This is a genomic window from Halothece sp. PCC 7418, assembly GCF_000317635.1.
In the GTDB taxonomy this organism is placed as follows: domain Bacteria; phylum Cyanobacteriota; class Cyanobacteriia; order Cyanobacteriales; family Rubidibacteraceae; genus Halothece.
Window position 1 is genome coordinate 2,935,104 of sequence record NC_019779.1, and the last position, 13,276, is coordinate 2,948,379.

General features: G+C 44.5%; 12 protein-coding genes. 8 read left to right on the forward strand and 4 right to left on the reverse strand.

Going from position 1 to position 13,276, the window contains the following annotated elements:
• Nucleotides 1-78 precede the first annotated feature (78 nt).
• From PCC7418_RS13350 to PCC7418_RS13375, 6 genes are all read left to right on the forward strand, one after another.
• The gene (locus PCC7418_RS13350) at nucleotides 79-645 is read left to right on the forward strand and encodes a thioredoxin family protein (RefSeq protein ID WP_015226714.1); all 567 of its coding nucleotides are present in this window, start codon (nucleotides 79-81) and stop codon (nucleotides 643-645) included.
• Between the two features lie 134 nt (nucleotides 646-779).
• A complete protein-coding gene (psbA, locus tag PCC7418_RS13355; protein ID WP_015226715.1) occupies nucleotides 780-1,862 on the forward strand; it encodes a photosystem II q(b) protein in 1,083 nt (360 codons plus the stop codon).
• A gap of 525 nt (nucleotides 1,863-2,387) precedes the next feature.
• A complete protein-coding gene (locus tag PCC7418_RS13360) occupies nucleotides 2,388-3,752 on the forward strand; it encodes an NAD-dependent succinate-semialdehyde dehydrogenase (RefSeq protein WP_015226716.1) in 1,365 nt (454 codons plus the stop codon).
• A gap of 82 nt (nucleotides 3,753-3,834) precedes the next feature.
• Nucleotides 3,835-5,472 (forward strand): acetolactate synthase large subunit, encoded by a 1,638-nt coding sequence (locus PCC7418_RS13365; protein WP_015226717.1) that lies wholly within the window; start codon nucleotides 3,835-3,837, stop codon nucleotides 5,470-5,472.
• Nucleotides 5,473-5,688: 216 nt separating this feature from the next.
• Complete coding sequence (psbA, locus tag PCC7418_RS13370) at nucleotides 5,689-6,771, forward strand: photosystem II q(b) protein (protein ID WP_015226718.1); 1,083 nt, start codon at nucleotides 5,689-5,691, stop codon at nucleotides 6,769-6,771.
• Between the two features lie 179 nt (nucleotides 6,772-6,950).
• The gene (locus PCC7418_RS13375) at nucleotides 6,951-7,709 is read left to right on the forward strand and encodes a hypothetical protein (protein ID WP_015226719.1); all 759 of its coding nucleotides are present in this window, start codon (nucleotides 6,951-6,953) and stop codon (nucleotides 7,707-7,709) included.
• Here PCC7418_RS13375 and PCC7418_RS13380 read toward each other — a convergent pair whose 3' ends face one another.
• Together PCC7418_RS13380 and PCC7418_RS13385 are read right to left on the reverse strand one after the other, a co-directional pair.
• Nucleotides 7,710-9,155 (reverse strand): phosphoglucomutase/phosphomannomutase family protein, encoded by a 1,446-nt coding sequence (locus PCC7418_RS13380; RefSeq protein WP_015226720.1) that lies wholly within the window; start codon nucleotides 9,153-9,155, stop codon nucleotides 7,710-7,712.
• A 39-nt stretch (nucleotides 9,156-9,194) separates the two neighbouring features.
• Nucleotides 9,195-9,530 carry a hypothetical protein gene (locus PCC7418_RS13385; RefSeq protein WP_015226721.1) on the reverse strand — a complete coding sequence of 112 codons (336 nt, stop codon included), beginning with the start codon at nucleotides 9,528-9,530 and terminating at the stop codon, nucleotides 9,195-9,197.
• 352 nt (nucleotides 9,531-9,882) lie between these two features.
• Between PCC7418_RS13385 and PCC7418_RS13390 the strand changes: the two genes are divergently transcribed.
• Nucleotides 9,883-10,728: a photosystem II manganese-stabilizing polypeptide gene (locus tag PCC7418_RS13390; RefSeq protein ID WP_041596665.1), complete on the forward strand. Its 846-nt coding sequence runs from the start codon at nucleotides 9,883-9,885 to the stop codon at nucleotides 10,726-10,728.
• A gap of 136 nt (nucleotides 10,729-10,864) precedes the next feature.
• On the opposite strand, the gene hppD is transcribed toward PCC7418_RS13390, so the two are convergent.
• The gene (gene hppD / locus PCC7418_RS13395) at nucleotides 10,865-11,959 is read right to left on the reverse strand and encodes a 4-hydroxyphenylpyruvate dioxygenase (RefSeq protein WP_015226723.1); all 1,095 of its coding nucleotides are present in this window, start codon (nucleotides 11,957-11,959) and stop codon (nucleotides 10,865-10,867) included.
• Between the two features lie 54 nt (nucleotides 11,960-12,013).
• A complete protein-coding gene (locus PCC7418_RS13400; protein ID WP_015226724.1) occupies nucleotides 12,014-12,724 on the reverse strand; it encodes an SDR family oxidoreductase in 711 nt (236 codons plus the stop codon).
• A 174-nt stretch (nucleotides 12,725-12,898) separates the two neighbouring features.
• Between PCC7418_RS13400 and ebsA the strand changes: the two genes are divergently transcribed.
• Nucleotides 12,899-13,273 (forward strand): type IV pilus biogenesis protein EbsA, encoded by a 375-nt coding sequence (gene ebsA / locus PCC7418_RS13405; RefSeq protein ID WP_015226725.1) that lies wholly within the window; start codon nucleotides 12,899-12,901, stop codon nucleotides 13,271-13,273.
• Nucleotides 13,274-13,276 lie beyond the last annotated feature (3 nt).

The window sequence follows — 13,276 nt, forward strand, 5'->3', positions numbered from 1 at the left end:
CTGAAAAATCTCAATCAGCGCGGGAACTGTTACCTTATAGGCAATCGTAAACGTAAATAAATGTAAAGTAATCTGAAAATGACAAACAATTGGTCAGAAACGACTACCCTAAGCACTCGCATTCGGAATGTTTTAATTGCCTTTGCTGCTGTTGCCATCAGCCTTACCGTCTTCTTAGGCTTACAAGCCGATACCCCTTCCCTATCCCTGGAAAGCCAAGCGGAAGAAGCAACCCCCCTAGAAGTGGCTCTCAGTAATAACCAACCCACATTTCTAGAGTTTTATGCGAACTGGTGTACCAGTTGCCAAGCCATGGCAAAAGAGATTGCCGAACTTAAACAGAAGTATAGCGGGAAGATTAACTTTGTCATGTTGAATGTGGATAACGATAAATGGTTACCTGAGATGCTGCAATATAACGTGGATAGCATCCCTCACTTTGCCTTTCTTTCTAGAGAAGGAAGCGCGATCGCGTCTGTGATCGGCGAACAACCTCAATCGGTTTTAGACAGCAATTTACAGGCTCTAGCAGCAGATGAGAGTCTCCCTTATGCCAGTAAACAAGGGCAGCGATCGCGCGTGGGATCGCCAGAACCTCGTCAAAACCCTAATGCTGACGTTCAGCCCCGCAGTCATGCCCGCTAATCTCTCTATCGCGAGGATTAATTTTTTGTGAATCCTCTTTACAAAACGCAATCTATTGTTTATATTATTAATCAGCAGTCAACAGGCTGCTATTTTCTTAAAGCACAATCAGTGTTCAAAGCAATCATATAACTATGACAACCACTTTACAGCAACAACAAAGCCAGAATATCTGGGAACGGTTTTGCCAGTGGGTCACCAGCACCGACAACCGCCTTTACATTGGCTGGTTCGGCGTTCTCATGATCCCCACCCTCTTAACCGCAACCACCTGCTTCATTATCGCGTTCATCGCAGCGCCTCCCGTTGACATCGACGGTATCCGTGAGCCTGTCGCTGGTTCTTTACTCTACGGAAACAACATCATCTCTGGTGCAGTTGTTCCCTCCTCCAACGCGATCGGACTTCACTTCTATCCCATCTGGGAAGCAGCATCCTTAGACGAATGGCTCTACAACGGTGGACCTTACCAGTTAATCGCATTCCACTTCTTAATCGGAGTCTTCTGCTACCTCGGACGTGAGTGGGAACTTTCCTACCGTCTCGGAATGCGTCCTTGGATCTGTGTTGCGTTCTCCGCACCTGTAGCTGCTGCGACTGCTGTCTTCTTAATCTATCCCATCGGACAAGGTTCTTTCTCCGACGGAATGCCCTTAGGAATCAGTGGTACTTTCAACTTCATGTTCGTGTTCCAAGCTGAGCACAACATCCTCATGCACCCCTTCCACATGCTCGGTGTAGCAGGTGTCTTCGGTGGCGCATTATTCTCCGCCATGCACGGTTCTCTCGTCACTTCCAGCTTAGTTCGCGAGACCACAGAAAACGAAAGCCAAAACAACGGCTACAAATTCGGACAAGAAGAAGAAACTTACAACATTGTTGCAGCCCACGGCTACTTCGGTCGTCTCATCTTCCAATATGCGAGCTTCAACAACAGCCGTAGCTTACACTTCTTCTTAGCAGCATGGCCCGTGGTTGGCATCTGGTTCACTGCTTTAGGAATCAGCACCATGGCATTTAACCTCAACGGATTCAACTTCAACCAGTCCATCTTAGATAGCCAAGGTCGTGTCATCAACACTTGGGCGGACGTATTAAACCGCGCTAACTTAGGATTTGAAGTCATGCACGAACGTAACGCGCACAACTTCCCCTTAGACTTAGCTGCTGGTGAAGCGACTCCCGTTGCGATGCAAGCACCTGAAATCAACGGCTAATTTCTCTCAAAAAATCAGCTAGATTTCTCCCCCTTCTTCCGAGAAGGGGGATTTTTTGGTTCACCTTCATATTAGGCAAGTTTTTCTGGTCAAAAAATATGTTTGAATTAGAAGTAAGGGTGAGTGATCAAACCGCTCGTTAAAAGCTAGACATTAATTGACATAGTTCGATTTTTGTTGACCTAGAAAGGTACGAGCGTGCAGACTCAGGTATAAGTCCTAAAACACAAGGCTACCTACCTTCTTTTCGTGATCACACCTTTCGGTGAACGCCAGCCGTTAGCTACTGTGGTCTGTAATTAAACTAAGTACCGATGCTTTATAAGGTCGTGTTACAGATGTAAAAAGCGATTAGAAGTTTGTCGAGGCACACTTTACTGAGAAGTCAGATTGGCTTAAGAAGCCGTTTAGGAAAGGAAAATGGGTCTTAGCCATTTCCCTTTCCACTAAAAAGTAAAGCTAAGTCAAAAAATGTACAATAATTTACCTACTAGGAGTTAACCCAAACGGGTTAAGGAGACTCTAATGTCAATCGCCACAATCAATCCTGCGACTGGAAAAACCATCAAGCATTTTCAAAACCTGACCACGGAAGAAATAGAGAAGAAACTGACAAGAGCAGAGGCAACCTTTAGTCATTTTCGGAAAACGAGCTTTTCCCAACGAAAACAATGGTTAGAAAATGCAGCAGCAATTTTAGAGGGGGATGCAGAAAAGTTTGCAGAAATTATGACAACGGAAATGGGAAAAACCTTCCCCAGTGCAGTTGCAGAAGTGAAAAAATGTGCTTTAGTTTGTCGTTATTATGCTGAGCATGGTGAAGAATTCCTAGCAGATGAATATACGGAAACAGATGCCAGCAAAAGTTATATTTCTTATCAACCATTGGGCGTTATTTTAGCTGTCATGCCTTGGAATTTTCCCTTCTGGCAAGTCTTTCGTTTTGCTGCTCCCACTTTGATGGCGGGGAATGTTGGTGTCCTGAAACACGCCTCGAATGTCCCTGAATGTGCTTTAGCCATAGAAGCGATTCTCGAAAGTGCTGGTTTTCCAAAAGGGGTTTTTCAAACGTTATTGATTACTTCTTCCCAAGTGAAACAGGTGATTCAAGATGAGCGGGTGAAAGGAGCAACTCTTACAGGAAGTGAAGCTGCAGGAGCAAATTTAGCGTCTTTAGCGGGGCGGGACATTAAACCAACTCTATTGGAGTTGGGTGGGAGTGATCCTTTTATTGTCTTCCCGTCAGCAGATTGGGAGGAAGCGGTGAAAGTAGGGACATTTGCGCGAACCATGAATAATGGTCAGTCTTGTATTGCTGCCAAACGATTTATTCTTCATGAGTCGATCGCGCCAGAATTTTTAGAAAAATTGCGCCTCGAATTTGCCAGTTTGAAAGTGGGCAAGCCAATGTCACCCGAAACGGATGTTGGTCCGTTAGCCAGTGCATCTGCTTTAACCGCGATCGCGCAACAAGTGGAGCAAGCGGTGGCCCTCGGGGCAAAAGTGATCATTGGCGGTGAAAAGCTCGATCATCCAGGTTATTTTTATCCACCGACAATCTTGACAGATTTACCAACTGATGCACCATTAATGCAAGAAGAATTTTTCGCACCTGTGGCGTTAGTCTTTACCGTCAAAGACATTGAGAGCGCGATCGCGCTGGCTAATAATATTCCTTTTGGACTCGGTAGTAGTGTCTGGACAAATAACGCGGAAGAACAAACTCAGTTTATCCAAAATATCGAAGCTGGGGCTGTCTTTATCAATGGTCTTGTCAAGTCCGATCCGCGTTTGCCTTTCGGCGGTATTAAACGATCTGGTTATGGTCGCGAGTTAGGAAAACCAGGCATTCGTGCATTTGTTAATGCGAAAACGGTTTGGATTCAATAAGAACGTTGGTTATTGGTTATTAATCACTGATTACTGATTTCCCGCTTCACTCTCATCAACTAAAAAACATAGGTCAATTGATATGAATACTGCTGAATTATTAGTCAAATGCTTAGAAAATGAAGGCGTAGAATATATTTTTGGACTGCCTGGAGAAGAAAATCTTGATCTCCTCGAAGCCCTAAAAGACTCTTCCATCCAGTTTATTACTGTCCGCCATGAACAGGGAGCAGCCTTCATGGCAGATGTTTATGGACGACTCACAGGAAAAGCAGGAGTTTGTCTATCAACATTGGGACCCGGTGCAACCAACTTAATGACAGGAGTTGCTGATGCGAATCTCGATGGGGCTCCCCTGATTGCGATTACGGGTCAAGTGGGAACGGATCGGATGCACATTGAATCTCATCAATATCTTGATTTAGTTGCGATGTTTGCACCAGTTACAAAATGGAACAAGCAAATCGTCCGACCCAATACAACCCCAGAATTACTCCGTCGTGCCTTTAAAATTGCTCAGCAAGAAAAACCTGGTGCGGTTCATATCGATTTACCAGAAAATATTGCAGCGATGCCTGCTGAGGGGCTTCCCCTCGCTAAAGATGGACGAGAACAAATTTATGCCTCTTCTGGCAGTATTGAAAAAGCAGCAGAGGTCATCAGTAAGGCAGATAATCCAGTGATTCTCGCTGGCAATGGCGTGATTCGTTCCCAAGCAGCCCAACAACTGACCACATTCGCCACTCGTTTAAATATTCCTGTTGTCAATACCTTTATGGGAAAAGGAGCAATTCCTTATACCCATCCCCTTTCCCTATGGACAGTGGGCTTACAACAACGAGACTTTATTAGTTGTGCTTTTGAACAAAGCGATTTAGTGATTGCCATCGGATATGACTTAATCGAATACTCGCCAAAGCGTTGGAATCCTAACGGCACAACTCCAATTTTACATATTGCTGAAACTGCCTCAGAAATTGACAGTAGCTATATTCCATTGGGTGAAGTCGTCGGTGATATTGGCAATTCTCTGGATCAGATTATAGAACAAGTGCATCGAGACGGAAAACCGCTTCCCATTTTTGCTAATGTCCGCTCCGAAATTCGTGCTGATTATGAGTTTTATGCCCATGACGAGGAGTTTCCGATTAAGCCCCAAAAAATCATTTATGATCTGCGACAAGTGATGGGAGCGCAAGATATTGTGATTTCTGATGTGGGGGCTCATAAAATGTGGATGGCACGACATTATCACTGTGAATCCCCCAATACTTGCCTCATTTCCAACGGTTTTGCAGCAATGGGAATTAGCATTCCAGGCGCATTAGCAGCCAAACTGTTATATCCCGAGCAGAATGTGGTGGCAGTAACGGGAGATGGAGGCTTTATGATGAATTGCCAAGAACTAGAAACGGCGTTACGAGTGGGTACTAATTTTGTCACTCTTATATTTAACGACAGTGGCTATGGTTTAATTGGCTGGAAACAAATGAATCATTTCGGAGCGTCTTCTTTTATTGAATTTGGTAATCCTGATTTTGTCAAATTTGCAGACAGTATGGGCTTAAAAGGCTATCGCGTGGAATCAGTTGCTGATTTGATCCCAACTTTAAAGGAAGCCCAATCGCAAAATGTCCCCACAGTCATTGATTGTCCCGTCGATTACAGGGAAAATGTGAAATTTTCTAAAAAAGCAGGGGAACTGATCTGTCGCATTTGATTCCTATGGCCCCTTAACACTCCCACGGCGACAGAATGCCCCTGACCATCTCACTTGCTCACACAGGGCTTATCGAATCGACTTGAAGCGCGATCGCGCATTTCCCTAATTTTTTTGGCTCAACCCCTTGCATTATTAACTAAATAGTTATATAGTGAATATGTACTCTTGATTAGACAACATCTTTTGTATTGGATTCAACGGAGTGATTAAAGTATGACAACCACCTTTCAACAACAGCAAAGCCAGAATCTCTGGGAACGATTTTGTCAATGGGTCACCAGCACCGAAAACCGCCTTTATATCGGTTGGTTTGGTATTCTGATGATTCCGACGATCTTAACTGCAACCACCTGCTTCATCATTGCGTTTATTGCAGCCCCTCCCGTAGATATTGATGGCGTGCGCGAACCAGTTGCGGGTTCTCTCCTTTACGGAAATAACATCATCACGGCTGCTGTTGTCCCAACTTCCAATGCCATTGGCTTACACTTCTATCCCATCTGGGAAGCGACAACTTTGGAAGAATGGCTTTATAACGGTGGTCCTTACCAACTCATCATCTTCCACTTCTTAATTGGAATTTTTGCTTATCTGGGACGGGAATGGGAACTGTCCTATCGTCTCGGAATGCGTCCTTGGATTGCAGTTGCCTTTTCTGCTCCCGTTGCTGCTGCAACTGCTGTCTTATTCGTCTATTCCATTGGACAAGGATCATTCTCTGATGGTTTACCCTTAGGCATTAGTGGGACATTCAACTTCATGTTTGTATTGCAAGCTGAGCACAATGTCTTAATGCACCCCTTCCACATGATTGGAGTTGCTGGTGTCTTTGGCGGTGCGCTTTTCTCCGCCATGCACGGTTCTCTCGTCACTTCCAGCTTAGTTCGTGAAACCACCGAAAACGAAAGTCAAAACAACGGCTACAAATTCGGACAAGAAGAAGAAACCTATAACATTGTTGCAGCACACGGCTACTTTGGTCGCCTAATCTTCCAATATGCCAGCTTCAACAACAGCCGTAGCCTCCACTTCTTCCTCGCTGCTTGGCCCGTAATTGGCATCTGGTTTGCTGCCATGGCAGTTTCCTCTTTCGCCTTTAATATCAACGGCTTTAACTTCAACCAGTCTGTTTTAGATAGCCAAGGTCGTGTTCTTCAGACTTGGGCTGATGTCCTCAACCGCGCTAACTTAGGAATTGAAGTGATGCACGAGCGTAACGTCCACAACTTCCCCTTAGACTTAGCTGCTGGTGAAGCCACCCCAGTTGCCATGAAAGCACCTGAAATCAACAGTTAATTTTCACTGATCCATCACTGAAAAATTTTCCCTCTTCCTTGGAAGGAAGGGGGAATTTTTGTTTGAAATTAGTTCTTGATTGCCTTAGCTTAGCAGATGAAAAAAGCAACATCTTCTTACCTTCCACAACCAAGCGATAATAGAGTTATGTCTCGATCGCGCCACAGAAACTTTCAATCATGAATCAAAATCACTCTTCCTCCCAACAAGCCTTACAATTTGCCGAATATACTGCATTAGCTGCCTCTGTCGCTGGAAGCATCGTTGCTATTGCGTCCCAAAAACTCATCTGGGCTGTCACTCCCTTGAGTGCTACAGTGATTCTCAATTTACTCAATCGACAACAACAGTTACACCATCTCAAACATCTCCAACAGACTCAATTGGAACAAGTGCAAACTCAACAAGAAGATGGGACTCAAACTCTAGACTCAGTAGCTTCTCAACTTCAACAACAAGCAACTGTGGTGCAAAATTTAGCAGAAACCATAGGGAAACTGGATCAACGCTTACAAGAACATTCTGAGATGCTGTATAACTTCACCAGTCAACTTTCTACAATTGCTTTAGAAGTGAACACGCATCAAGAAACTTATCAAAAACAGGTGAAAACCTTTAAAGACCAACTCACCGCCCATACTCACCAAATTGCCAGTTTATCAGAACAACTCGGGGAAACCCGAGCGAAACTTCATCAGGAATATCAGCAAACCGCCCAATTACTGAGTGAACGTCTCTCTAGTGTGGAAGATAGCTGCGATCCCAATAGCATCCAGACAACATTACAACATCTTCAAAGTGAATATGAACAGTTAGTTCATACCTTTCCTCAACTGGAAGACCATCTTGCTAGTGTCAGTGATGAACAAGCAGAGTGGAAAACCAGTCTGACTCACCTCAAACAACGAGTCTCTCAGTTAGAAGACAAGTTAAGCTAGTTAAAGCGAACTTGCCCATTGTTTTGCCCAATTTAAGATGGTGCGCACACTTGGCTGATCGGTTGCTTCACAGTAAAGTCTGAGCAGGGGTTCTGTACCACTAAAGCGCACTAATAACCAACTGTTATCTTCGAGACGGAATTTATAACCATCAACGGTTTGACAGCTTGTTACGGTTCGTTCTGCAATTTGATTGGGGGGATCAGCGTCGAGCATTGTTTGTACTCGTTGTTTGGCTTCTTCGTTGGCTAGGGGCAAATCAATGCGATCATAAGCAGAAGAGAATCTCACTTGGGCTTGTAGATCTTGATAAAGCCTTCCTAAATCTTTTTCCGCAACCACAACCGCTTCGATCGCGTACAATGCTGATAAAAGGGCATCTCGCTCTGGAATATGCGTTCCGTAACCAATGCCTCCAGACTCTTCTCCTCCCACTAGCACAGGGGTTTCTAACATCCGTTCCGCAATATATTTATAGCCAATGGGGGTTTCGTAGAGCGGTTGTTGATACTGTTGAGCAATGAGGGGAATTAAATCCGAGCCACTAACCGTTTTGACGACTTCTCCACTAAAGCCATGATGCTGCACCAGATGCTGAATTAAAATCGGGATCAGCACTTGAGAGCTTAAAAAGTTTCCTTCCCCATCAACAGCAGCAACGCGATCGCTGTCGCCATCAAAAACTAATCCTACTCGTAGCGGATATTGATTACGTTGTTTGGCCTGATTAATTGCTCGGAATAAGTCTGGAATATAAGCGGGAAGCGGTTCTGGGGGATTACCTCCAAACAACGGATCACGATCTCCGTTAATTTCTATGACACCTTCTCCCAGAAAACGAGATAACCCTCCTGCTGCTGCACCGTGCATCACATCCGCAAAAATCCCCAATTTCCCTTGTTTGATTGCATCTTGAATGCGATCAAGATCCACCTTGGAAGCGAGAACTTGAGCATAACTATCCCAAGGGTTAAACCTTTCTAACTCGCCTTGGGTTTCTGTGCTCGGGGTTTCTGAAGAGAGCAAACGAGATTCAATTTTCGCTGTTAATTCCCGCGTCACCGATCCGCCAAAAGCTCCCTTTACCTTCAATCCTAAATATTCAGCAGGATTATGGCTCGCAGTTAAGACTAACGCCCCCAGTGCTGAATTGGCTTTCACCGCCCAACTCAGAGCAGGAGTTGGGGCATAGGTGTTGGCAAGATAGACATCAAATCCCGCAGCTTGCACCGCTTCTGCCGCAGCTTGAGCAAACTGTTCCGCGAGGAAACGGCGATCATACCCAACAATGACTAGGCGATTTTCTGCTAAGTGACTGTAAGATTCTGATAAGACTTGCGCTGCAATCGGGGCTAAGTGGCAAACTCTGGCAAAAGTGAAATCGGCAGCAATGACACCGCGCCAGCCATCAGTACCAAATTGAATCGGAGCAGGGGTAAACGGCATAACTATTCAAAATTAGGAGAAGTGCCAATCATTGCTATCCTACCATGATTCATCTTGCCATGAAGAAGGGTCTGGCGGGGATTTCTCCTCACTCAGTTCTAAATGAATCAGCAGCGATCGCAGCTTCATCCGTTCAATATAGGGCCAGCCTCCATTTTCTTCAATATCGCGCAGAAGTTGATACAATTCATTGCGAGTATCGGGAAGCGCAGGATGAAATAATCTTTCCCTGATTTGCCAATGAACCTGTTCTAAAACCCGTAATAGCATCAACAAAGCCAAGCAGTCTTCCTTATACTCTTGAGCGGTTTCTAAAATGAGTCCTTTGACGCGGTCTGCGTCCTCAGTTAACTTTTGATTTGTCTGATCATCCATCTCTTAATTAATTTACAAAACTTAATATTAAAGGGCCTTCGACACTTTCCTTGCGAGGAAAAGCAACTCTAGAGTGTACAATGCCTAATTGGATGTTCAATGAGTTTTTTGGTTATCGTAAGATTTTGGCGATACTCCTCTGAATCTCATTGGCAACAAACACGGGCACAAATGCGCCCTCGTGTTAATTCAAACTTACCATCATCTGATCCAGATGAGGATTTGACCGAGAAAAGATAAGAAAAATAAAGATCAAGCATCATGCTTTGTCTTTACTCTGAAATTGCCAATGGGGCGCAACTTTCAAATTGCTGTAGCGGAGAGTTTTTCAAGAAAGGAATCAAGACAAATTATGAGATATCGTTCAATTATTGCCACTGTCCTGGCGCTGTGTTTAGGTTTATTAACGGCTTGCGCGGAAGAGCCGAGCGAATATGTTGATAAAAGCCAACTGACTTATGATCAGGTTTTAGGAACGGGATTAGCAAATAAATGTCCTCGCCTTGCTTCCAGCAGACGCGGGACGATTGAGGTCAGTACAGATACGACCTATAAAATTAAAGATATGTGTCTGCAACCGACAGAGTTTTATGTCAAAGAAGAACCCGAAAATAAACGTCGTGAAGCAGAATTTGTTCCTGGGAAATTGCTCACTCGTTCAACATCAAGTTTGGATCAAATTATTGCCAATTTGAAGTTTACTGAAGACGGACAATTTTTGTTCCAAGAAATTGACGGGATTGATTTTCAACCAATTACAGTACAACTTCCTGGGGGTGAACAGATTCCTTTCTTGTTCACAGTGAAAGGATTAACCGCTCAAACTGAACGCGGTCTAGAAAATATCAATACCTCTACTGATTTTGAGGGTGACTTTAAAGTTCCTTCTTATCGCGGTGCGCTGTTCCTTGATCCAAAAGGACGGGGGGTTGCAAGCGGTTATGACAACGCGATCGCGCTTCCCGCCCAAGCGGATGATGAAGACTATGAAAGAGCGAATAAGAAAAGCGTGAGTCGCTTCTCAGAAGAAAAAGGTCACATTTCTTTACAAATCGAAAAAGTAGATGAAGTCACAGGTGAAATCGCAGGAACGTTTGAAAGTGAGCAGCCCTCAGATACTGATTTAGGGGCGCAAGAACCGGAAGACGTTAAAATTCGCGGTATCTTCTACGGACGGGTGGAAACAACCACCAGCTAGTCTCTCTTGAGAGGGAGTTAGGGAGAGGGAGAGTTGGGGAGAAGCCTTACTGACCAACGGTCACGCCCAAGCACCTTCCGTTTTGAGTTAACCTCCTCACATTTGCCTCCAGTTTCCTTGTTTCCCTCTCCCTCGGTCATCTTCTCTCCTGTTGTTCTCGTTCAATGGCTGCGAAGAGAGCGCGGAAATTTCCCTCTCCAAACCCTTGAGCGCGATCGCGCCGTTCAATTAATTCAAAAAAGAAGGTCGGTTCTGCAAAAATAGGTTGTGTAAAAATCTGTAAGAGTAATGGTCTTCGCGAGGAATCTAAATTCGAGGAATCTTCCTCTTGCGCTTCACAATCCACTAAAACTTGAGCCTTTTGAAGATGGGCCCATTCCGACTCCGAAAAAGGCAATTCCCGAAATCTTTCTTGTAATTCCCGATAATAGGTTTCTGGGACTCTTAAAAATGAGACCCCTTGCTGTTTGAGTTTTAGGGTCACCGCCGTTATATTCGGCGTACTCAGGGCAATATGTTGAATGCCAGCGCCACGATTAAAGTCAAGAAATTCTTGAATTTGGGAGTGATCAGAACTGGGTTCGTTAATGGGAAACTGCACAGCACCGTTTGGTGAGACCAAAACCTGCGAATGCAAGCCCGATCGCGCTGTTGCAATAGAAAAGGCTTGTTTACGCTGCCAACCAAAGATCCGTTCATACCACTCAACCGTTGGCTTTAATTCCCCCTGAGGAACATTCAACACCAAATGATCAATCCCTGTAAAATAGCATCCTCGTGCTGAAGTCACTGGAGATTTTTGCAGCCAGTGCGGACGGGAAGGCAATAGTGGCGTTTTTCCCGTCCGTTCCACTAAGGTATGAATTAGCCCTGTCATCCCTGAAATTTGACACCATTTCAGGCAACCCAGGTCTGTTTGAATGGTTTGTAGAGGTTGCAGAAAGGTAACATGGGAGCGCAGTCCTTGAGAAAGATAGTCTTCAAGTTGAGAAACAGCAAAGGTAATGGCTGCGACTCCTGGAGGGTGATGTTTCAGGTAATCCGCAACTGGGCTTTTGTCATTTTGCGGGGAGTACAGCAAGAATTCTGCAGCCCCGCTTTTAACCACTTCCACAAGGGTGTTGGGGTCGCTGTTTCCAGACGCAATGGCTTCAAACCCCATCTGAGCAATAAACCAATCGCGCCACTGGGAAGCGTTGTCCAGATAAAAGTGAATCTGATCAATCTGCATTGATGTGAAGCCTCAGTTTTTTTTGATCTCCCTCCGGATAGGATACAGGTTTTCCTAGAAAAATAAATGATTATCAGGTTGGATGTTTATTTCTGTGGGAACTGCATTGGGTTCGGCTTGCAGCGCAAATAAAATCGCTTGTGCTGCGGTGTCTGCACTCAGCATTTTTTCCCGATCCACTTTTAAGCCAGCTTGATCCCAAAACGGCGTATTCACGCCACCAAAGTAGAATAAGGTCATTTTAACCCCATAGCGTTTGAGTTCTTCCGCGAGACATTTACTAAAGCCCACAGCCCCAAATTTAGAGGCACAGTAAGCACTTCCCATCGCCATGGGGTGTTTCCCTAAAATGCCAATGATATTACAAATTTGCCCTGATTTTTGCTGGCGCATGACATCTGCTGCTGCTTGGGAGGTGTAGAAACTCCCTTTTAAGTTTAGATCCAGCATTTGATCAAGATCGCTGGGTTCAATTTTTTGATGAGGTTTGAGAATCCCTGCGCCTGCTGCATTGACAAGGACATCAATTTGACCAAACTGCGCGATCGTCTTTTCCATTAAGGTTTTCACTTGTTCTGGATCAGTGATATCAGTGGGGACACTCAACACTCTTTCCGCTACGGATAACTGAGAGACTAATGCGGATAACTTGGCACTCTCTTTTGCTGCTAAAACCAGATTTGCCCCAGTTTCTGAGAGATAATGAGTCAGGGTTGAGCCAATTCCGCCTGTTGCCCCAACGATAACAATAACTTTGCCTTCCATTTTCGTTACATTTCTTTACATCTTCATCTATCTTAACGAGAAGTTTTGACATTGGTGCTTACCATCCTCGTTGGAGAAGTGAAACCTGACGCTTAACATAGATAATGAGTAGGAAACATCTTTGTTCGTTGTCCTGCTCCTTTTGTTGGAAACTACTGATTTTGGAAACCCAATATGTCCATTGAAAACTTAAAACCGGTTGGCAGAGAAGCAGTTATTCCCTATAGTCCTTATGCTCCAAAAGAGAAAAGCTGGTTACCTTTAGCGATTAGTTTATATAAGGAGGGAAGATTAGAAGGACAACGACCGATTGAAGGTGGCAAACCGATTCCATTTGTTTCCACATGGACGATTTCTTCTCTTCCCTTAGAACAAACTCGCTTTCGCCTACAGTTTAATGGCAGTGCTGAACTCAGTTATGAAATTGCGCTCCAAAATGCCGATTTTATCTGTCATTTAATCACAGTGATTAAAACCTATCATAAAGAAGGAATTGTGGACTATCCCAAAGAGTTATATCGGGAATTGCTGAAAATTCCCGTTAGTTAATCC